The organism is Serratia sp. LSHTC3 (assembly GCF_057197125.1).
The window spans coordinates 1-21,493 of sequence record NZ_JBXUNP010000006.1 but is presented as its reverse complement, the minus strand read 5'-3'; the positions used below and the strand labels follow the sequence as shown (position 1 = coordinate 21,493).

Annotated in this window: 20 protein-coding genes; 8 read left to right on the top strand and 12 right to left on the bottom strand. The window is 58.1% G+C overall.

Features of this window, described 5'->3' with window-relative positions; genetic code table 11:
• Window positions 1-2: 2 nt before the first annotated feature.
• The 8 genes from atpF to asnC all read right to left on the bottom strand — a co-directional run bounded on the left by atpF (window position 3) and on the right by asnC (window position 6,676).
• Complete coding sequence (gene atpF, locus AC2CGI_RS20010) at window positions 3-473, bottom strand: F0F1 ATP synthase subunit B (protein WP_004933804.1); 471 nt, start codon at window positions 471-473, stop codon at window positions 3-5.
• Window positions 474-530: 57 nt separating this feature from the next.
• A complete protein-coding gene (atpE, locus tag AC2CGI_RS20005) occupies window positions 531-770 on the bottom strand; it encodes a F0F1 ATP synthase subunit C (RefSeq protein ID WP_004093904.1) in 240 nt (79 codons plus the stop codon).
• A 49-nt stretch (window positions 771-819) separates the two neighbouring features.
• Window positions 820-1,599, bottom strand: a complete 780-nt coding sequence (gene atpB / locus AC2CGI_RS20000) for a F0F1 ATP synthase subunit A (protein ID WP_015376132.1) — start codon at window positions 1,597-1,599, stop codon at window positions 820-822.
• A 22-nt stretch (window positions 1,600-1,621) separates the two neighbouring features.
• A complete protein-coding gene (atpI, locus tag AC2CGI_RS19995) occupies window positions 1,622-2,005 on the bottom strand; it encodes a F0F1 ATP synthase subunit I (protein WP_004933796.1) in 384 nt (127 codons plus the stop codon).
• A gap of 639 nt (window positions 2,006-2,644) precedes the next feature.
• Window positions 2,645-3,265: a 16S rRNA (guanine(527)-N(7))-methyltransferase RsmG gene (gene rsmG / locus AC2CGI_RS19990; protein WP_015379471.1), complete on the bottom strand. Its 621-nt coding sequence runs from the start codon at window positions 3,263-3,265 to the stop codon at window positions 2,645-2,647.
• Between the two features lie 138 nt (window positions 3,266-3,403).
• Window positions 3,404-5,293: a tRNA uridine-5-carboxymethylaminomethyl(34) synthesis enzyme MnmG gene (gene mnmG, locus AC2CGI_RS19985; protein ID WP_004933791.1), complete on the bottom strand. Its 1,890-nt coding sequence runs from the start codon at window positions 5,291-5,293 to the stop codon at window positions 3,404-3,406.
• A gap of 380 nt (window positions 5,294-5,673) precedes the next feature.
• The gene (gene mioC, locus AC2CGI_RS19980; RefSeq protein WP_016929621.1) at window positions 5,674-6,114 is read right to left on the bottom strand and encodes an FMN-binding protein MioC; all 441 of its coding nucleotides are present in this window, start codon (window positions 6,112-6,114) and stop codon (window positions 5,674-5,676) included.
• 100 nt (window positions 6,115-6,214) lie between these two features.
• Window positions 6,215-6,676, bottom strand: coding sequence for a transcriptional regulator AsnC (gene asnC, locus AC2CGI_RS19975; RefSeq protein WP_004933786.1), 462 nt, complete (start codon window positions 6,674-6,676; stop codon window positions 6,215-6,217).
• Window positions 6,677-6,831: 155 nt separating this feature from the next.
• On the opposite strand from asnC, the gene asnA reads away from it, so the two are divergent.
• Window positions 6,832-7,824: an aspartate--ammonia ligase gene (gene asnA, locus AC2CGI_RS19970; RefSeq protein WP_044030153.1), complete on the top strand. Its 993-nt coding sequence runs from the start codon at window positions 6,832-6,834 to the stop codon at window positions 7,822-7,824.
• A 6-nt stretch (window positions 7,825-7,830) separates the two neighbouring features.
• Here asnA and viaA read toward each other — a convergent pair whose 3' ends face one another.
• Both viaA and ravA read right to left on the bottom strand, forming a co-directional pair.
• Window positions 7,831-9,294: an ATPase RavA stimulator ViaA gene (gene viaA / locus AC2CGI_RS19965; protein ID WP_004933781.1), complete on the bottom strand. Its 1,464-nt coding sequence runs from the start codon at window positions 9,292-9,294 to the stop codon at window positions 7,831-7,833.
• Window positions 9,295-9,296: 2 nt separating this feature from the next.
• Complete coding sequence (ravA, locus tag AC2CGI_RS19960; RefSeq protein ID WP_088382021.1) at window positions 9,297-10,805, bottom strand: ATPase RavA; 1,509 nt, start codon at window positions 10,803-10,805, stop codon at window positions 9,297-9,299.
• Window positions 10,806-11,088: 283 nt separating this feature from the next.
• On the opposite strand from ravA, the gene kup reads away from it, so the two are divergent.
• The 7 genes from kup to rbsR all read left to right on the top strand — a co-directional run bounded on the left by kup (window position 11,089) and on the right by rbsR (window position 18,941).
• The gene (gene kup, locus AC2CGI_RS19955) at window positions 11,089-12,957 is read left to right on the top strand and encodes a low affinity potassium transporter Kup (RefSeq protein ID WP_049240407.1); all 1,869 of its coding nucleotides are present in this window, start codon (window positions 11,089-11,091) and stop codon (window positions 12,955-12,957) included.
• Between the two features lie 170 nt (window positions 12,958-13,127).
• The gene (gene rbsD / locus AC2CGI_RS19950) at window positions 13,128-13,547 is read left to right on the top strand and encodes a D-ribose pyranase (RefSeq protein ID WP_015379466.1); all 420 of its coding nucleotides are present in this window, start codon (window positions 13,128-13,130) and stop codon (window positions 13,545-13,547) included.
• Window positions 13,548-13,554: 7 nt separating this feature from the next.
• A complete protein-coding gene (gene rbsA / locus AC2CGI_RS19945) occupies window positions 13,555-15,060 on the top strand; it encodes a ribose ABC transporter ATP-binding protein RbsA (protein WP_004933767.1) in 1,506 nt (501 codons plus the stop codon).
• A 6-nt stretch (window positions 15,061-15,066) separates the two neighbouring features.
• Window positions 15,067-16,035, top strand: a complete 969-nt coding sequence (gene rbsC, locus AC2CGI_RS19940; protein ID WP_033652333.1) for a ribose ABC transporter permease — start codon at window positions 15,067-15,069, stop codon at window positions 16,033-16,035.
• Window positions 16,036-16,059: 24 nt separating this feature from the next.
• The gene (rbsB, locus tag AC2CGI_RS19935; protein ID WP_049240409.1) at window positions 16,060-16,947 is read left to right on the top strand and encodes a ribose ABC transporter substrate-binding protein RbsB; all 888 of its coding nucleotides are present in this window, start codon (window positions 16,060-16,062) and stop codon (window positions 16,945-16,947) included.
• Between the two features lie 61 nt (window positions 16,948-17,008).
• Window positions 17,009-17,935, top strand: a complete 927-nt coding sequence (gene rbsK / locus AC2CGI_RS19930; protein WP_015379464.1) for a ribokinase — start codon at window positions 17,009-17,011, stop codon at window positions 17,933-17,935.
• Between the two features lie 4 nt (window positions 17,936-17,939).
• Window positions 17,940-18,941, top strand: coding sequence for a ribose operon transcriptional repressor RbsR (rbsR, locus tag AC2CGI_RS19925; RefSeq protein WP_021504176.1), 1,002 nt, complete (start codon window positions 17,940-17,942; stop codon window positions 18,939-18,941).
• Here the strand turns inward: rbsR and mdtD are convergent.
• Together mdtD and AC2CGI_RS19915 are read right to left on the bottom strand one after the other, a co-directional pair.
• The gene (gene mdtD / locus AC2CGI_RS19920) at window positions 18,938-20,353 is read right to left on the bottom strand and encodes a multidrug transporter subunit MdtD (protein WP_015379462.1); all 1,416 of its coding nucleotides are present in this window, start codon (window positions 20,351-20,353) and stop codon (window positions 18,938-18,940) included. The two genes, rbsR and mdtD, sit on opposite strands and share 4 nt — an antisense overlap.
• A 67-nt stretch (window positions 20,354-20,420) precedes the next feature.
• Window positions 20,421-21,110, bottom strand: coding sequence for a FadR/GntR family transcriptional regulator (locus AC2CGI_RS19915; protein WP_004933751.1), 690 nt, complete (start codon window positions 21,108-21,110; stop codon window positions 20,421-20,423).
• Window positions 21,111-21,493: the final 383 nt, after the last annotated feature.

The following is a 21,493-nucleotide window of genomic DNA, read 5'->3' as shown; positions in this document are numbered from 1 at the left end:
CCTTACAGTTCAGCGACCAGTTTATCAACGATGTCGCTGTTAGCAGCTTCATCCACGGAACGTTCGATGATCTTCTCGGCGCCGGCAATTGCCAGCATCGCGACTTGCTTACGCAACTCTTCACGAGCGCGCTTACGTTCGGCTTCGATCTCAGCCTGAGCCTGCGCCACGATTTTGTTACGTTCCTGCTCGGCTTCGGCTTTCGCTTCATCCATGATCTGAGCTTTGCGTTTGTTCGCTTGCTCGATGATCACCTGAGCTTCTGCTTTGGCAGTTTTCAGCTGGTCGGTCGCATTGGCTTGCGCTAAGTCCAGATCTTTTTTGGCACGCTCTGCAGAAGCGAGGCCGTCAGCGATTTCTTTCTGACGCTTCTCGATGGCAGCCATGATCGGCGGCCATACGTACTTCATGCAGAACCAGACAAACAGAACGAACGCGATGGCCTGGCCGAGGATTGTTGCGTTAAGATTCACAGCACAATGCCTCTTTAAAAGTTAATAGTTTGGTTACGTCGTAGAGGGTTGCTCTACTTACGCGACGGCGAACATCACGTACAGACCCAGACCTACAGCGATCATCGGGATGGCGTCGACCAGACCCATAACGATAAAGAACTGTGTACGCAGCAGAGGAATCAGGTCAGGCTGACGAGCAGCGCCTTCCAAGAATTTACCACCCAGGATGCCGATACCGATCGCAGCACCGATTGCCGCTAAACCCATCATCACAGCGGCAGCCATGTACAGCAGATCCATACTCAGGTTTTCCATGACAGTCTCCAGTTTGTTTCAGTTTAAAAGTGCAAGTGTTTTAAGAAAATCAGTGCTCTTCAGACGCCATCGACAGATAGACGATCGTCAGAACCATGAAAATAAAGGCTTGAAGCGTAATGATCAGGATGTGGAAGATAGCCCAAGGCAAGCTCAGGACCCACTGTGACCACCACGGCAACAGGCCGGCAATCAGGATGAAGATCAACTCACCCGCATACATGTTGCCGAACAGTCGCAGACCCAGTGAAACAGGTTTGGACAGCAGGCTGACACCTTCAAGAATCAGGTTGATAGGAATGAATACAGGGTGGTTGAACGGCTGCATGGTCAACTCTTTAACAAACCCGCCAACGCCTTTCATTTTGATGCTATAGAACAGAATCAGGATAAACACGCCCAGCGCCATCGACAGCGTGACGTTCACATCGGCGGTAGGCACCACGCGCAGCGCAGGCAGGCCGAGGATGTGTTCGCCAACATAAGGCAGGAAGTCGATGGGCAGCAGGTCCATCAGGTTCATCAGGAACACCCAGACGAACACGGTCAGCGCCAGCGGCGCAATCACCTTGCTCTTGCCGTGGTACATGTCGCGCACGCTGCTGTCGACGAAACCGACCACCAGCTCCACGGCGGTTTGCAGTTTACCCGGCACGCCGCTGGTGGCGTTTTTGGCCACTTTGCGGAAGATCACCAGGAAAAGCGCCCCGAGGACGACGGAGAAAAACATCGAGTCGATGTTGATCGACCAGAACCCAGTCCCGACCTGAAGCTGCGTCAGGTGGTGACCGATATACTCCTGTGGAGTCAAGACTTCTCCTGCAGACATGATGCCTCTTACCCTTATTTAGTTAAGTTCGGTAACTGTTAATCACGGCCGGTGCCACTATCTGCACCACTAACACCGCTAAATAGGTCAGGCCAAGCGGTATAAACTCCGCCTTGAACACCCCCAGCGCCACGATCAGCAAAACGATGGTGATCACGACCTTTAGCCCCTCGCCGATGGCGAACGACCAGGCAACCCTACCGGGCGCCGGCGTTTGCGCCTGATGGCGCAAGGCAAACAGCATAAACATTGCACTCGGCAACCAGGCGGCGAGACCGCCTGCCAACGCCGAAGCGCTCCATTCCGGGCTTTTCAGCCAGAAAGCAACGCTGATCAGAACAAAAGTCATTAACTGCAAAAACAGCAGTTTGCGTGCGACTTTCCCGCTGTAAAGGGACACAGACATGACGTTTGTTCTCTCCGTACCCCAGAGGGGGTATGCTGAGTGACGTATACAACTGTTTTTGCTGTCCTGAGTCAAGCAGCAAAAAACGAGCAAATTATACGGGGCATACCAACGAATTCAATCGATAAGTAGCGAAAAGGTGAACAATTATTTAAATTTCCCTATTCCAGCCTATTTTCACAAGAAAACGGTCGGAATAATAGGGCGCATTTAATTGTCTGATTATTCCAGCGTTGCGTTTAGAAACGCGAAGCTGATCACAGTAATGTCCCTTCCTGATTTATAGCCGATGGTCAACCAAACCGTCTTTAGCAATTTGAGCGATCAAAAAATTATATAAATCAAAACATTACTAGTTAACTGTTCAAAAACAATCCGTATACCCGATGAAAACCTTTTATTGACAAGCAGCGGGGCAATATTCCAACAGCCAATTAACATTAGCAGCAAACGCCAATCTTTCGCACATGATTGCTAACGTGACTATTTCTAAATGCAATTACTCTATTGTCGCTAATTAGCCGCGTTTTTTGTGTTAATAGAAAGTAAATTAACTAAAAAAAGCGACCAACTAATTAGCCTGCTTATCTTTCTGCTGGGTACGACCTTTAATTCACGCTTGTTTGATCAAAAGCAAACTCAGTTTGCCTTAAGAATCACCAGATGACGTTCGCCTTCCAGTTCAGGCACCTGCAGCCGCACGATAGACTCCAGGCTAACGCCAGCCGGCAGCTGCGTCAGTTCTTCATCCGGGCGCACGCCTTTCAACGCGTAAAAACGCCCCTGCCCTTTCGCCGGCAGGTGATGGCACCAGGACAGCATATCCTGCAGCGAAGCGAATGCCCGGCTGATCACGCCATCGAACGGTGGCTCGGCCGGAAACGCTTCGACGCGGCTCTGCACCGGCTCGATATTGTTCAGGCCCAGCTCATGCTGCACCTGGCGCAGGAAACGCACGCGCTTGCCCAGGCTGTCGAGCAGCGTGAAATGCGCATCCGGGCGCACAATCGCCAGCGGAATGCCCGGCAAGCCGGGGCCGGTGCCGACATCGATAAAACGCGAGCCCTGCAGATGCGGATTGACCACAATACTGTCGAGGATGTGGCGCACCAGCATTTGCTGCGGATCGCGCACCGACGTGAGGTTATAAGCCTTGTTCCACTTATCCAGCATGCCGACATAGCCCAGCAGCTGCTGTTTCTGCTGATCGGGCAGCTCAATGCCTGCTGCCGCGAGCAGCGAGTCTAATTTTTTTTGCACAACGGATCCTCTGGCAGGCGCTGAACGACCAGCGGATGGTTAGCTGGCGCAATGAGGCGACTATGATAATTCAGGGCGCAAGTGATGTCAGCGGCCGTTTGGCTACGGGTTGAGCAAACGGCCGCCTGGATGCGGGATTTATGCGCTGCGGCGCAGCAGTCCCTGCTTTTTCAGCCAGATCAGCAAAATCGAGATCGCCGCCGGTGTAATGCCGGAGATGCGCGAAGCCTGGCCGATGGAGTTCGGTTTGTGATCGTTCAGCTTGGCGATCACTTCGTTCGACAGCCCCGAAACCTGACGGTAGTCAAGATCCAGCGGCAGCACGGTGTTCTCGTTGCGCTGCTGTTTTTCGATCTCTTCCTGCTGGCGAGCGATATAGCCTTCGTATTTGACCTGGATCTCGACCTGCTCGGCGGCTTGTTCGTCGTCCAACGGCGGCGCGAAGGCGTCGATGCCGGTCAATTGCGCGTAATCCATCTCAGGACGGCGCAGCAACTCTTCGCCGTTCGCTTCACGCGACAGCGGCGCTTTCAGCAACGCATTGACCTGTTCGACGTTCTCGGCATGCGGGTGCATCCAGATGTCGCGCAGGCGCTGACGTTCACGTTCGATCCGCTCCAGCTTTTCGCTGTAGCGCGCCCAGCGCACGTCGTCCACCAGACCGAGTTCACGGCCTTTTTCCGTCAGGCGGAGATCGGCGTTGTCTTCGCGCAGCATCAGACGATACTCGGCGCGTGAGGTAAACATGCGGTACGGTTCTTTGGTGCCGAGGGTGCTGAGATCGTCCACCAGCACGCCGAGGTAGGCCTGATCGCGACGTGGCGCCCAGCCCTCTTGTTCATCGGCGAAGCGGCCGGCGTTCAGACCGGCCAGCAGGCCCTGAGCGGCGGCTTCTTCATAGCCGGTGGTGCCGTTGATCTGGCCGGCGAAGAACAGGCCCTGAATAAATTTACTTTCCAGCGTCGGTTTCAGATCGCGTGGATCGAAGAAATCGTACTCGATGGCATAACCAGGGCGAATAATACGCGCGTTCTGCATCCCTTCCATTGAACGGACGATCTGCATCTGCACGTCGAACGGCAGGCTGGTGGAGATCCCGTTAGGGTAAATCTCGTTGCTGGTCAGGCCTTCCGGCTCAAGGAAGATCTGGTGCGCGTTGCGATCGGCAAAACGCATGACCTTGTCTTCGATCGACGGACAGTAACGTGGGCCGATCCCTTCGATGATCCCGGCATACATCGGGCTGCGATCGAGGTTATTGCGGATCACGTCATGGGTTTTTTCATTGGTGTGGGTGATGTAGCACGCCATTTGTTCCGGGTGCTGGCTGGCATCGCCCAGGAACGAGAATACCGGCACCGGCGTATCGCCGTGTTGAGGTGCCAATACGCTGAAATCGATAGTGCGGGCGTCGATGCGCGGCGGCGTACCGGTTTTCAAGCGGTTAACGCGCAGCGGCAGTTCACGCAAACGCTGTGACAGCGAGATCGAAGGAGGATCCCCGGCGCGGCCGCCGCTGTAATTCTCCAGACCGATATGGATCTTGCCGTCCAGGAAGGTGCCTACGGTCAATACCACCGCCTTGGCGCGGAATTTCAGACCCATTTGGGTGACGGCGCCCACGACGCGATCGTTTTCGACGATCAGATCCTCAACCGGCTGTTGGAAGATCATCAGGTTGGGCTGGTTCTCCAACGCGGTACGGATCGCCTGCCGATACAGGACGCGATCCGCCTGAGCCCGAGTGGCGCGAACAGCAGGGCCTTTGCTGGCGTTTAGTATCCTAAACTGGATGCCGGCATGGTCGATCGCCGTTGCCATCAGGCCGCCGAGCGCATCAATTTCCTTAACCAGATGCCCTTTACCAATACCGCCAATCGCCGGGTTACAGGACATCTGTCCCAGCGTATCGATATTGTGTGTCAATAATAAAGTCTGACGTCCCATGCGCGCCGCGGCCATGGCGGCCTCGGTACCTGCATGGCCACCACCGATGATGATGACGTCAAATTGATCTGGATAAAACATGGAACTGCACCTCGCCGTATTGCGAACGATCGTATTTGCCCTGGGGTCGGGGATTCTACTCAAGTTTAGACGATCGACCAAGTGGTCAGGATCGTCGGTAATTAAAAGAAGATCTTTTTTATTTAAAGATCTCTTTATTAGATCTCTTATTAGGATCGCGATCCTCTGTGGATAAGTGACTATTCACGATGAAGATCAGCAGATTAAGGAGGATCGTTTGCTGTGAATGATCGGTGATCCCGACGCAGATAAGCTGGGATCTAAAAGGCTTGTTATACACAGGACAAAAAGCGCACTACGGTTGTTATTGGGATAACTACGGCTTTTACCCTGCTTTTAAGTATAGTTATCCACAATCGTTCGCACGTTCTTTAGACGAATTAGAGTAAATTAATCCAGTTTTTTACCCATTCCTCGGCCGGATCCTCGGGAATTTCATGCTCGGTCACGTCGATCTCGAGACGATCGCCGATCCTTTTAGCGCCTCTGGCGATCAACAGATCGTCGATCTGTTTGATCGCACCGCAGAAGGTGTCGTATTCCGAACTGCCCAAACCGACGGCGCCGAACTGTACCTCGGAAAGATCCGGCTGCTGCTCAGCGATCTGTTCCAACAGCGGTTGAAGGTTATCTGGCAGTTCGCCGGCGCCGTGCGTGGAAGAGACCACCAGCCAGCGGCCGGTCAACGGCAGTTCATCCAGTTCAGGGCCGTGCAGCATCTCGGTAGAGAAACCCGCGTCTTCCAGCTTTTCAGCCAAATGTTCAGCCACGTATTCGGCGCTGCCAAGCGTACTGCCACTGATCAGAGTAATGTCTGCCATGAACCAACGATCCCAACCTTCTCACTCAAAGTGGCTGCATTGTACGCTGTGAATCGGCTGGGATCTACCTGTGGATAATGTGGGTATGCAATTTGGCGGGTTACGGCACGATGGTGCGCATAATGGGGTTCTGCAGTGAGATCAGCGTTTCGGTGGACTGGATCTCGTCGATGGTCTGGATCTTGTTGATAAGTACCTGTTGCAACGCGTCGATCGATCGGCACATTACCTTAATAAAGACGCTGTAGTGGCCGGTGGTGTAATAGGCTTCCACCACTTCTTCCAGGCTTTCCAGCTTCTTCAGCGCCGAAGGGTAATCCTTGGCGCTCTTTAATATGATGCCGATAAAGCAGCACACGTCGTAGCCCAGCTGTTTGGGGCTGACGTCGATGCGCGCGCCGGTGATGATCCCGGCCTGCTTCATCTTCTCCACCCGCACATGAATGGTGCCGGGGCTGACGGCGAAGTTTTTCGCCAGTTCGGCGTACGGTGTGCGCGCATTGTCCATCAGGGCGTTGAGAATGCCGCGATCGAGATTATCGATCTGATAAATTTCCGCCATTTAATCCCCCATTAATTAACGATTGTTGAATTCTGTCCGGGTAAAAATGAACGATTAAAAGTGAAAAGGCAATATTGATTAATGGATATTGAATTGTCGTGTCATTTTGTTGCTTAATCGATGGCAACAGAGACAGGTTTACAAGAGATACGGCAATGAAAAAACAGTTTATCCAAAAACAACAACAAATCAGCCAGGTCAAAGCCTTCTTCTCCCGCCAGCTGGAGCAACAGCTCGGTCTGATCGAAGTGCAAGCCCCGATCCTTAGCCGCCTGGGCGACGGCACGCAGGATAACCTTTCCGGCAGCGAGAAAGCGGTGCAGGTCAAAGTCAAAACCTTGCCGGACGCCACCTTCGAAGTGGTGCATTCGCTGGCGAAATGGAAACGCAAAACCCTGGGCAGCTACGATTTCGGTGCCGGCGAAGGCCTGTATACCCATATGAAGGCGCTGCGCCCGGATGAAGACCGCCTGACGCCTATCCACTCGGTGTACGTCGATCAGTGGGACTGGGAACGGGTGATGGGCGACGGTGAGCGTAGCCTGGACTACCTGAAAAACACCGTGCGCAGTATTTACGCTGCGATCAAGGCGACGGAGGCGGAAGTCAGCCGCGAGCATGGCCTGACCCCGTTCCTGCCGGAACAAATCCACTTCGTGCACAGCGAAACCTTGCTGCAGCGCTACCCTGATCTGGACGCCAAGGGGCGCGAGCGGGCGATTGCCAAAGAATTGGGCGCAGTGTTCCTGATTGGCATCGGCGGCAAGCTGTCACACGGTAAATCGCACGATGTGCGGGCGCCGGATTATGATGACTGGACCACGCCGACGGCGGATGGCCTGGCGGGCCTGAACGGCGATATCGTGGTGTGGAACCCGGTGCTGCAGGACGCTTTCGAGCTGTCCTCCATGGGGATCCGCGTTGACGCCGCCGCGCTGAAACACCAGTTGGCGCTGACCGGCGATGAAGAGCGCATGAAGCTGGAATGGCACCAGTCCTTACTGCGCGGCGATATGCCGCAGACCATCGGCGGCGGCATCGGTCAGTCGCGTCTGGTGATGTTGTTGCTGCAACTGTCGCATATCGGCCAGGTGCAATGCGGCGTGTGGTCGCCGGAAGTGCGCGGCGCGGTTGAAGGTCTGCTCTAATCCCGCCTAGCGCCGCCAGCGGCGCATCAAACGGCTTTTCAGCCCGGTATCAAAGCGCCAGATATGATCGAAGATGCGCATGATGCCGGGTTTGCCGTAGGCGGACATCGCCACCGCGTGGAAACGTTGCTGGTGGCTTTGCTGCTGCTGTTTCACCTTCTTTATTACCTCCTCCGGCAACCGCTGGGCAATAAAATCGGAAATGATCACCGCATCGGCGTCGAACCAGCCGCTCTCCGCCATTTTGGTGACGGTGGCGTTCAGGCAGGCCGCCAGATCGGTGCCGCCACGAAACTGCTGGCCGAGAAAGCGCACTGCCTGCTCGATGCCGCTGGCGGCGGTGAGTTCGTAATGCACGATCTGGTTGGCGAACAGCATGATATAGCAGCGGCGGTTGTCCGCCAGCGCAATGCGCAGCAGCGCCAGACAGAACGCCTTGGCGCACTGTTCGTTGAAACCGCCCATCGATCCGGAGGTGTCCACGCAGACGATAAACGGCCCGCGCGGCTGTTGATCCTGCTGCTGGTGAGTGACCTGGCGGATCAGGATCTGTTCCTGCCAGACGTCGCCCTGCAGACGGTAGCTCAGCAGCCGCTTTTCCAACAGGCGGCGATAAAACTCGAATTCCAGCTCTTCAATCCCCAGCGTCGCCAGCTCCGGCGGCAGCAGGCGCAGGATGTCGTCGCTCTGATGAATGCCGCTCACTTCTTCCGGCAGCGTGGCCGGCACCTGCACCATGACCCTGAACGGCTCCGGCTGCGCGTCCTGTTGCTGCACCGCCTTGGCCTGATAGCTGCGGCCCAGCTGTTGCGCCAGCTTTTTCAGCTCCGGCTGCTGCTGCAAAAAGTTGCCGTACTCCACCAGCCGCTGATAATCGCCACGCTGCAGCTGGCCTTTGCTCATGTCCCACAGCCTGCCGGCGGCGGTGTCGTTTTCCGACAGCAGCGGTTCCAGCGCGCCGCTCAGCGCCAACCGCTCCTGCAGCTCCGCCATCAGCTGCTCGCGCTCTTGTTCCAGCAGTTGGTGGTGCAGCATGGTGGCCTGCAGCGTCAGGCTGATGCGCCAGCGCTGCAGAAACAGCGTTTGAAAGCTGTCGTCCAGCGGATGATTGGGCAGATCGGCGGCGTCCACCAGCGCGCGCGCCTGTTCATAAAACGGTGAGACCAGCTGGCGCAGCAGCTCCATGGTGTCGTTGAGGTTGTGATAGAACTGGGTGTTGTTCTCCAGCTGGCACTGCTGGTAGCGATAGAATTCCTGCGCCAGCGCCGGCGGCACCATCGCCTCCTGCAGACGCTCCTTGAGCTGCAGCTTCCAACGCGGCAGATCGCGATCCAGCGCTCGGCGAAGGGCCGGAAACTTTTTAAAGAATACCGACAGCTGCGGCGCCGCCAGCATGCCGACGATCATCTCCTCGATCATCTCGCCTTCGGTGATCGCCAGCAGCAGATCGAGCGTCTCCAGACTGAGCATGGTTACTGGCCGCGCATTTGCTGCAGTTGCTGTTTAACCTGTTCCGCGACCTGCAGCAGACTGGCTTCGATTTTGGCCAGGCCGGCGGCGGGGGTGAACAGACAGGGCTGATGTTGGCTGAAGGCGCGGCGTTGCTCCGCCAGGCGCTGGGCCAATCCATCCATTTCATCCAGCAGCGCCTGCGGCGTGGCGGTGGCCTGTTTGCCCGGCAGCGCCAGCAACGACGGCTGGCGGCTGACGTCCAACACCGTGAGGTGCAGTTGGTCATCCACTTCCAGGTCGATCGGCTGCGCAAAGCCGATGCCGTTCAGCTTGGCGCGCACGTCGCCGCCTTTTTGCAGCCAGTTGTCCAGCGCGCTGCTTTCGATGCTCAGATGGTTGACCTGAATGTCATGCAGCTGCAGCGGCTTTTGCAACAGCAGAGTGAGGGTGCCGCCGGCGAACGGCGTGGCCGGCGCGTATTGCGGTTTGCGGCTGAACATCCCGCCTTTTTTCACCAGGCTGATGGCCTGCCGGTCGCTTTGTTGCTGCTGGTCCTGCAGCCAGCGGGTGTGGATCTGTTGCAACTGGATCAGCATCGACTGCTGCTGATAGGCCGACTCGGTCAGCAGCTGATCGATCTGCTGTTGCAGCAGTTTCAGCGAGGTGAGATCGTGCCACAGGCAGTCTTTCAACAGCATCAGATCGAGCGGGGCGATGGCGTCGCGCCCGCTGAAGAAGGCGCAGGCTTGCAGCAGGCGCAGGGCTTTTTTCCAGCGCCGATCGGAGACGTATGGCGCCTGCTCCAGCGCGTCCAGCCGCTGGCGCAGCTGGAAAATCAGCTCAAAACAGGTTTCCGGCAGCGTGACTTTGTCGATCTGCGGTTGCCACTGCAGAAACTCTTCGTCGCTGATGCTCAGCGCCGCCGGCACCGGGTTTTGGCTTTCGCTCTGGCGGTTGACCAGCAGCGAGCGGAAATTCTGTTTATCCTGCACCTTGTCCAGCCACAGGCGGATCAGCATGCGGTCATATAAGGCTTCGAGGCTGTTGTCCGCTTCGGGCAGTTCGTTGGAGGCGGTGACCAGCAGGCGCAGCGGGATCGGTTCTTCGCTGTTGCCGTTGCGAAAGCGGCGTTCGTTGATCGCCGTCAGCAGGGTGTTGAGGATCGCCGGGCCAGCCTTCCAGATCTCGTCCAGAAACACGATCTCCGCTTCCGGCAGATAGCCGGCGGTCAGACGCTGATAGCGCCCCTCATCTTTCAGCGCCTGGATAGAGAGCGGGCCGAAGACCTCTTCCGGCGTGGAAAAACGCGTCATCAGGTATTCAAAGGAGCGGGCGTTGCGGAAGGCAAACTTCAGCCGGCGCGCGATCAGGCTCTTGGCGATGCCGGGCGGGCCGAGCAGGAATACGCTTTCGCCGCTCAGCGCCGCCAGCAGGCACAGACGGATTGCCTCTTGCCGCTCATAAAGACCGCTCTCCAGCGCGCTGCTGAGGCGGGAAATTCGTTCTGCCAGAAGGGATGATGGCGTCATATAATTGTCGCATTGTCCGAGAGTTAGCCAATCTTGGTCGATAATCCGATGATAAACCACCATTATTTTTAGTGGTATAGCCCGTTGATTAGTAATATTTTTCTACGTTAAGTCGGATATTCGGTTCACATTTTGTTTATTTTTCGGCTCTGATATAAGGGTAGGCAAGCGGTATAAATGGTGCATACTGTGCGGCTTTCTGGTGGGCGTGACGGATCTTTGAGCCCGTATTTTGCCTGATGCGGATGCATCGCTAACGGATGTTCTGATAAAGAAACGAATTATGAGCGCAGAGCATAAGCAGTCCTTATCGGCGGTAACCCTGGCTGCCATCGGCGTGGTCTACGGTGATATCGGCACCAGCCCTCTCTATACGCTGAGAGAGTGTTTCTCCGGCCATTACGGCTTCGATGTTCGTCCAGACGTGGTTTTCGGCTTCCTGTCGCTGATTTTCTGGATGCTGATCGTGATCGTTTCCCTCAAATATCTCACCTACGTGATGCGCGCGGACAACGCCGGCGAGGGCGGTATTCTGACGCTGATGTCGCTGGCCGGGCGCAATACCTCGGCGCGTACTACTGCGGTGCTGGTGATACTGGGCCTGATCGGTGGCAGCTTCTTCTATGGCGAGGTGGTGATCACCCCGGCTATCTCGGTGATGTCGGCGATAGAGGGGTTGGAAATCGCCGCGCCTGCGCTTGACGCCTATATCGTGCCGCTCTCCATTCTGGTGTTGACGCTGCTGTTCGTTATCCAAAAGCACGGCACCGGCAGCGTCGGCAAGCTGTTCGCCCCGGTAATGCTGCTGTGGTTCATCGTGTTGGCGGTGCTGGGCGCGCGCAGCATCATTTCAAACCCGGAAGTGCTGCAGGCGCTGAATCCCAAATGGGCGCTCAACTTCTTCATTGAATATAAGAAGGTGTCGTTCTTCGCACTGGGGGCAGTGGTGTTGTCGATCACCGGCGTCGAGGCGCTGTATGCCGATATGGGGCACTTCGGCAAGTTCCCGATCCGCCTGGCCTGGTTCACCGTGGTGCTGCCTTCGCTGGTGCTCAACTACTTCGGCCAAGGGGCGCTGCTGCTGAAAAATCCGGAGGCGATCAAAAACCCGTTCTTCCTGCTGGCGCCCGATTGGGCGCTGATCCCGCTGCTGATTCTGGCGACCCTGGCGACGGTGATCGCTTCGCAGGCGGTGATTTCCGGCGTCTTCTCGCTGACTCGCCAGGCGGTGCGCCTGGGCTATCTGTCGCCGATGCGCATCATTCACACCTCGGAAATGGAATCCGGCCAGATCTACATTCCGGTGATCAACTGGACGCTGTACATCTCGGTGGTGCTGGTGATCATCGGCTTCGAGCACTCCAGCAACCTGGCGGCGGCGTACGGCATCGCCGTCACCGGCACCATGGTGCTGACCAGCATTCTGGTCACTTCGGTGGCGATTAATAACTGGCACTGGAACCGCTTCCTGGCGATCGGCATCGTAACCATCTTGCTGATCATCGACGTGCCGATGTTCTCTGCCAACGCCCTGAAGCTGTTCTCCGGCGGCTGGTTACCGCTGACCCTGGCGCTGGTGATGTTCATCATTATGACTACCTGGAAGAGCGAGCGTTTCCGCCTGTTGCGTCGTCTGCATGAGCACGGCAACTCGCTGGAGGCGATGATTGCCTCGCTGGAGAAATCGCCGCCGGTACGGGTGCCGGGCACCGCGGTCTTCTTGTCGCGCGCCACCAACGTCATTCCTTTTGCGCTGTTGCACAACCTGAAGCACAACAAGGTGCTGCACGAGCGCGTGGTGCTGCTGACGCTGCGCACCGAGGATGCGCCTTACGTGCACAACGTGCGCCGGGTGACCATCGAGCAGCTGTCGCCGACCTTCTGGCGGGTGGTGGCCAGCTACGGCTGGCGCGAAACGCCGAACGTCGAGGAGGTGTTCCACCGCTGCGGGCTGGAAGGGTTGCCGTGCCGCATGTCGGAGACGTCGTTCTTCATGTCCCATGAATCGCTGATCCTCACCAAGCGGCCGTGGTACCTCTACCTGCGCGGCAAACTGTTCGTCGCCCTGAGCCGCAATGCCCTGCGCGCGCCGGATCAGTTCGAAATCCCGCCGAACCGGGTCATCGAACTCGGTACGCAGGTCGAGATCTAATCCGCCTGACAGGGGCTCAGCATGGCTGAGCCCCTTTTGTTTGCGCTTTCTCCGTGCGCGAACGAAACGTTTCGATAACGATCACACTTCTGCATTGTCCCGGTTGCCTTCCCCTGCCGTTTTTTTAAACTCCCCCAAAGAGCGAAACGTTTCGCTAGCGGAGTGAGAAGATGAAAAAAGGCGTATTACTGAATTCTGACGTGTCTGCCGTGATTGCCCGGCTGGGGCATACCGACCAGCTCACCCTGTGCGATGCGGGCCTGCCGATACCGGCGGCGACGCAGCGCATCGATCTGGCGTTGACGCAGGGCGTGCCGACCTTCATGCAGGTGTTCGCGGCGGTCACGCAAGAGATGCAGGTAGAAAGCGCCATTCTGGCGGAAGAGATCGTGAAACAGAATCCGTCGCTCCACGAGGCTCTGTTGGCTGAACTGACCGCACTGGGCCAACGCCAGGGCAATACCATCAGCGTGCGCTATATCAGCCATCAGGCGTTTAAAGCGCAAACCGAGCACAGCCGGGCGGTGATCCGCAGCGGGGAGTGTTCGCCTTACGCGAACGTGATCCTGTGCGCCGGCGTAACTTTCTGAGGCGTTTATGCAACCTTTACTGCAACTGAAAGGGATTGATAAAGCCTTTCCCGGCGTGAAGGCGCTTTCCGGCGCTGCCCTCAGCGTTTATCCCGGCAAGGTGATGGCGCTGGTGGGGGAAAACGGCGCCGGGAAGTCCACCATGATGAAAGTGCTGACCGGCATCTACCAGAAAGACGCCGGCAGCCAGTATTTTCTCGGTAAAGAGGTGGCGTTCAACGGGCCAAAGGATTCGCAGGAAGCGGGCATCGGCATTATTCATCAGGAGCTGAACCTGATCCCGCAGCTGACGATTGCGGAAAACATCTTCCTCGGCCGCGAGTTCGTCAACCGTTTCGGCCGCATTGACTGGAAGCGCATGTACGCCGAGGCCGATCGCTTGCTGGCGCGCCTCAATCTGCGCTACAGCAGCCACCGGCTGGTGGGCGAGCTGTCGATCGGCGATCAGCAGATGGTGGAGATTGCCAAGGTGCTGAGCTTCGAATCGAAAGTGATCATCATGGACGAACCGACCGATGCGCTGACCGACACCGAAACCGCCTCGCTGTTCAAGGTGATCAATGAGCTGAAGGCCGAAGGGCGCGGCATCGTCTATATCTCGCACCGTCTGAAAGAGATCTTTGAAATCTGCGACGACGTGACCGTGTTCCGCGACGGGCAGTTTATCGCCGAGCGGCCGGTGAGCGAGCTGCAGGAAGATTCGCTGATTGAGATGATGGTCGGCCGCAAGCTGGAAGAACAATATCCGCGCCTGGATTTGCCGCGTGGTGAAAAGCGGCTGGAAGTCAGTCATCTTTCCGGCCCCGGCGTTGAAGACGTCAGCTTTACGCTGTACCGCGGCGAGATCCTCGGCGTGGCCGGGCTGATGGGCGCCGGGCGCACCGAATTGATGAAGATCCTGTACGGCGCCGCGCCGCGCAAGGCCGGCACCGTCAGCCTGGACGGCCGCGAGGTGGTCGCCCATTCGCCGCAGGATGGGTTGGCGAACGGCATCGTCTATATCTCGGAAGACCGCAAGCGCGACGGCCTGGTGCTGGGCATGTCGGTGAAGGAAAACATGTCTCTGACCGCGCTGCGCTACTTCAGCCGCGCCGACGGCAGCCTGAAACAGGCCGACGAGCGGCAGGCGGTGGGAGATTTCATCCGCCTGTTCAATATCAAAACGCCGTCGATGGAGCAGCCGATAGGTCTGCTTTCCGGCGGCAATCAGCAGAAAGTGGCGATCGCCCGCGGCCTGATGACCCGGCCGAAGGTGCTGATCCTCGATGAGCCGACGCGCGGCGTCGATGTCGGGGCGAAAAAAGAGATCTATCAGTTAATCAACCAGTTCAAGCAGGAAGGGCTGAGCATCATTCTGGTGTCTTCGGAAATGCCGGAGGTGATGGGCATGAGCGATCGCATTCTGGTGATGCACGAAGGGCATCTCAGCGGCGAGTTCCCGATTGAACAGGCCACCCAGGAAGCGTTGATGGCGGCAGCCGTCGGCAAGCAATACGGCGTAAAGCAGGAGTAATCAGATATGAGTTCCCAGACTATCGCAGCTAAGCGCTGGTTCAGTAAAGAGTGGCTGTTAGAGCAGAAGTCGTTGATTGCGCTGCTGGTGCTGATCGCTGTGGTCTCTTCCATGAGCCCGAACTTCTTCACCCTGAACAACCTGTTCAATATTCTGCAGCAGACCTCGGTCAACGCCATCATGGCGGTGGGGATGACGCTGGTGATCCTCACTTCCGGCATCGATCTGTCGGTGGGATCGCTGCTGGCCCTGACCGGCGCGGTGGCGGCGTCGATCGTCGGCTTTGAAGTCAACGCGCTGGTGGCGGTGGCGGCGGCCTTGGCGCTGGGCGCCGCGATTGGCGCCTGCACCGGGGTGATCGTCGCCAAAGGCAAAGTGCAGGCCTTTATCGCCACGCTGGTGATGATGCTGCTGCTGCGCGGCGTCACCATGGTGTACACCAACGGCAGCCCGATCAATACCGGTTTCACCGACGTGGCCGACACCTTCGGTTGGTTCGGCATCGGCCGTCCGCTGGGTGTGCCTACGCCGATCTGGATCATGGCGATCGTGTTCATCGCCGCCTGGTATATGCTGCACCATACGCGCCTGGGCCGCTATATTTATGCCTTGGGCGGCAACGAGGCGGCGACCCGTCTGTCCGGCATCAGCGTCGATAAAGTGAAGATTATCGTCTACTCGCTGTGCGGCCTGCTGGCGGCGCTGGCGGGGGTGATCGAAGTAGCGCGCCTGTCGTCGGCACAGCCGACCGCCGGTACCGGCTATGAGCTGGACGCCATCGCCGCCGTGGTGCTGGGCGGCACCAGCCTGGCTGGCGGCAAGGGGCGCATCGTCGGCACGCTGATCGGGGCGCTGATCCTCGGCTTCCTGAACAATGGCCTGAATTTACTGGGTGTTTCTTCCTACTACCAAATGATCGTGAAGGCAGTGGTGATACTGCTGGCGGTTCTGGTAGATAACAAAAGCAACAAGTAACCTCCCCCTACAGGAATCACGATGATGAAAATGAAAAAACTGGCAACCTTAGCCTCCGCCATCGCGCTGAGCGCCACCCTGAGCGCCAATGCCATGGCCAAAGAGACCATCGCGCTGGTGGTGTCCACCCTCAACAACCCGTTCTTCGTCTCGATGAAGGACGGAGCGCAGCAAGAGGCCAATAAGCTGGGCTACAACCTGGTGGTGCTGGACTCCCAGAACAACCCGGCGAAAGAGCTGGCCAACGTGCAGGATCTGATGGTGCGGGCGCCTAAGCTGCTGCTGATCAACCCGACCGACTCCGATGCGGTCGGCAACGCCATCAAGATGGCCAACCAGGCTAAGATCCCGGTCATCACGCTGGACCGCGTGGCGAGCAAGGGTGAAGTGGTGAGCCATATCGCTTCGGATAACCGCGTGGGCGGCAAAATGGCCGGCGACTTCATCGCCAAGAAAGCGGGCGCCGACGCCAAGGTGATTCAGCTGGAAGGCATTGCCGGCACCTCCGCCGCGCGTGAACGCGGCGAAGGCTTCAAACAGTCGCTGGATCAGAATAAATTCAAGCTGCTGGCCAGCCAGCCGGCCGATTTCGACCGCACCAAGGGCCTGAACGTGATGCAGAACCTGCTGACCGCTCACCCGGATGTGCAGGCGGTATTTGCCCAGAACGATGAAATGGCGCTGGGCGCGCTGCGTGCGCTGCAAACCGCCGGTAAAACCGACGTGATCGTGGTAGGCTTCGACGGCACCGCCGACGGCGTGAAAGCGGTTGAAGGCGGCAAGCTGGCGGCGACCGTGGCGCAGCGTCCCGATCAGATCGGCGTGATAGGCGTGGAAACCGCCGATAAAGTGCTGAAAGGCGAAAAAGTGCCGGCGACCATTCCGGTCGATTTGAAACTGGTCACTAAGTAAGTCATACCAGCGCCATCGGGACGGGGCGTTTACGATGGCGCGCAATTCAGGAATCAATGCGATGGAAACAGGTAAGCTGGTGGTTCTGGGCAGCATCAATGCCGACCATATCCTCAATATTGAACAATTCCCCCACCCGGGCGAAACGGTGATCGGGAAGCAGTATAAGGTGGCGTTTGGCGGCAAGGGCGCGAATCAGGCGGTGGCGGCCGGGCGCAGTGGGGCGGAGATCGCCTTTATCGCCTGCGTGGGCGCCGACGATATCGGCGAGCGTGTCCGCCGGCAGCTGGCGAGCGATCGCATTGATACCCAACCGATTGAAGCCATCGCCGACAGCACCACCGGCGTGGCGCTGATCTTCGTCAACGCCGAAGGCGAGAACGTGATCGGCATCAATGCCGGCGCCAACGCCGCGGTAACGCCGGATTACCTGGCGCGCTACCGGCAAAAAGTCATCGACGCCGATGCCCTGCTGATGCAGCTGGAGTCGCCGCTGGAGACGGTGATCGCCGCCGCCCGCCTGGCGAAGCAACATCAAACGCAGGTGATCCTCAACCCGGCCCCGGCGCGCGAGCTGCCGGACGAGCTGCTGGGGATGATTGATATGATCACCCCGAATGAAACCGAAGCGCAGCGCCTGACCGGCATCGCTGTGGACAACGACGCCGATGCGGCGCGCGCGGCGCAGGCGCTGCACGACAAAGGCATCGCGACGGTGATCATCACCCTCGGCAGCCGTGGCGTGTGGCTGAGCGAAAACGGCAACGGCAAACGGGTGCCCGGCTTCAAAGTGCAAGCGGTGGATACCATCGCCGCCGGCGATACCTTTAACGGTGCGCTGGTGACCGCCCTGTTGGAAGGCAACAGCATGGCCGACGCGGTGCGTTTCGCCCATGCGGCGGCGGCGATCGCCGTAACCCGCCCCGGCGCGCAGCCTTCGGTGCCGTGGCGCGAAGAGATTGACGCCTTCTTGCAGCAACAGGGGTGATCCTTTGGCCACCATGAAAGATGTCGCCCGCCTGGCGGGCGTTTCAACCTCTACCGTTTCGCATGTGGTCAACAACAATCGCTTTGTCAGCGACAGCGTGCGCGACAAGGTCATGGCGGCCGTGGAACAGTTGAACTATGCGCCTTCTGCGCTGGCGCGCAGCCTGAAGCTTAATCAGACCCGCACCATCGGCATGCTGGTGACCGCCAGCAACAACCCGTTTTATGCTGAAGTGGTGCGCGGCGTGGAGCGCAGCTGCTATGAACGTGGCTACAGTCTGATCCTGTGCAATACCGAAGAAGACGCCGCGCGCATGAACCGCAGCATGGAGACGCTGCTGCAAAAGCGCGTCGACGGTTTGCTGTTGATGTGCACCGAAAACCACCGGCCATCGCAAGATGCCCTGAGCCGCTACCCGTCATTGCCGATCGTGATGATGGACTGGGCGCCGTTCGAGGGCGCGAACGATATTATTCAGGATAACTCGCTGCTGGGCGGCGAGATGGCGACCGATCATCTGATCGCCCGCGGCTACCGCAAGATCGCCTGCATCGCCGGCCCGCAGGATAAAACCACCGCCCGTCACCGGCTGGAAGGCTATCGCAACGCGATGCGGCGCGCCGGATTACCGGTTCCGACAGGGTATGAAGTGCATTGCGACTTTGAGTTTGAGGGCGGCGTGAACGCCATGCGCCAACTGTTGGCGCTGGACGAACCGCCGCATGCGGTGTTCGCCGGCAACGACGCGGTGGCGGTAGGCGTTTATCAGGCGCTGTATCAGGCCGGGCTTTCCGTGCCGCAGGATATGGCGGTGATGGGGTACGATGATATTGAGCTGGCGCGTTATCTGGCGCCGCCGCTGAGCACCATTCATCAACCGAAGGATTCGTTGGGCGAGCTGGCGATCGATGCGCTGATCAACCGCCTGCAAAACCCGGAGCGCGCGCCCCAGGTGCTGGTGCTGACGCCCGAGCTGGTGGAACGCGCTTCGGTGGGCCGCCGTTAACTGGCCGCCTTCGCTTCTTTCTTGCTTTCCTGGCCGCTGATCAAATTGCGGCCATCTTTCCTTCTCAGCAACATAAACACCAGCGCCGACGCCACGGTGACGATCCCCATGGTGATAAAGGTGTAGTGGAAGTGGTCGATCATGGTGCCTAACGACAGGGATTCGTAAAAACGCAGCACCGCCGCGCTGATCGCCACGCCGAAGCTGATGGACAGTTGTTGGGTGACCGCCAGGACGCTGTTGCCGGCGCTGGCGTTGGCGTCGTTCAAATCCGCCAGGCTGATGGTGTTCATGGCGGTGAACTGGGTGGACATCGCCATGCCCAGCACGAACAGCGGCAGGATCATCAGCCACAGCGGCATGCCTGGGCTTTGCAGGGCAAACTGGGCGATCAGCACCCCGATGATAACGGTGATGCCGACCAGCGTTTTACGATAACCGAACCAGCGCAGCACCTGAGTGACGGTGGATTTCGCCATCAGTGAGCCGATGGCGGTTGGCGCCATCATGCAACCGGCGACGATTGCCGTGTAACCGAATCCCACCTGCAGCATGAGCGGCATTAAAAACGGCACGCAGCCGGTGCCCAACCTAGAGGCGACGTTGCCGGCGATGCCGACCGAGAAGGTGCGGGTTTTGAACAGGTCGAGACCGATCAGCGGCTGAGGGTGGCGGCGTGCGTGCGCGATGTAGCCGAACAGCATCACGAAGCCGCTGAGCAGAATGCCCAGCGAAACGTAGCTCGCCAGCACCCGCTCGCCAAACAGTTCCAGCCCGGTAGAGATCAGCACCAGACTCAGGCCGAACAGCATAAAACCAAGGAAATCGAAGCGGCGTTTGGGCGTGGTGAAGTCCGGCATGTATTTGCGTGCATAGAAGATGCCGAGCAGACCGATAGGGATATTGATCAGGAAAATCCAGTGCCAGGTGGCGTAGGTTACCAGCCAGCCGCCCAGCAGCGGCCCGAGAATCGGCCCGACCAGGCCGGGCATGGTGACGAAGTTCAGCACCGGCAGCAGTTCGCTGCGCGGGTAGGCGCGCAGCAGCGCCAACCGCGCGACCGGCATCATCATCGCGCCGCCGATGCCCTGCAGCACGCGAGAGGCAACCAGCACGCTCAACGTGGGGGAGAGGGCGCACAACAGCGAACCGAGGGTGAATAACGTGACGGCGAAGATGAACACGCGGCGGGTGCCGAAGCGGTCCGCCAGCCAACCGCTGACCGGGATCAGCATCGCCACCGTCAGCGTGTAGCTGATGACGGCCGATTGCATCGCCAGCGGCGAACGCCCCAGGCTTTGGGCGATCGCCGGCAGCGCGGTGTTGAGGATAGTGGCGTCCAGCGCCTGCATAAAGAACGCCATTGCGGCGATCCACGGTAGTCCTGCCATACTGCGCGCGGATTGGGTCATGGTCGGTCCTGGTTAAATGGTCGTCTGTCCCTCGTCTCTTTCTTCTATATATAAGCGGGGAGCGTGTCTAGTCTTTCTCTTTCAGCAGCACCTGGCAGGCGACGAGTGCGCCTGCGCTGTCTCCGGCGAGTATCGCATCGACGATAGCCTGATGATGGCGCAGCTTGATCACTTCATTGCCGGTGATGGCGCGGAAGTAGCTTTGGTACACCGAACTGAACAGGTTGGCGAACGAGGTCAGGAACGGGTTGCCGCTGGCCTCGTAGATAAGCTGGTGGAATTGGGTATCGACCTGGATCCAACGCTCGCGATCAAACTGGGTATGCAGCGCGCGCATTTCCGCCATCAGCCCCGCCAGCAACTTGGTTTGTTGCGGGCTGGCGTGGTTTGCCGCCAACGCGCAGGCCTGCGGCTCCAGCGAGGTGCGCAAGATAAGGAAGTGTTGCATCACCTGATCGAAGTTTTCCCGCGTCATCCACCAGGTCAGTAAATCTTGATCGAGGAAATTCCATTGGCTTTGCGGCATCACGCGGGTGCCAATGCGCGGGCGCGGCAACAACATGCCTTTGGCGGCTAACATCTTTACCGCTTCGCGCACCGCGGTGCGGCTGACGCCGAATTGCTCGCCCAGTTCCATTTCACCAGGCAGGATGCTGCCGGCCTGATAATCGCCTGCCAGAATTTGTTGGCCGAGTTTTTCTGCAAGCAGATAAGAAAGATTGCGTTGGGCGGCCTGTTGTTGTGCATTTAACGGCATGGCTGCGGATCCTTACTGACATCGTTATTTCTATTTTACTCCAGTGATCGCCAGCTTTTATGGCTGTTTACCTGAAAAAGTGACATTAATTCGCCGCTTTTTCGCCCTTTTGTTGAAAAAATCCGCGCTTGAAAAGTTTTTTGCAATTAGGGGTTGCGGCCTGCCGAGAACTCCCTATAATGCGCCTCCACTGACCGGGAACAACGACTGACAAGCCGCCGGGTCAGCGAGAAGAAAGCGAAATAAACGCTTGACTCTCCGGGCGAAAAGCGTAGTATACGCAGCCCGCGCCGATGAGTTTCTCGGCACTGCTCTTTAACAATTTATCAGACAATCTGTGTGGGCACTCCACAAGACGATATCCAGCATCTTCGGATGCAAAA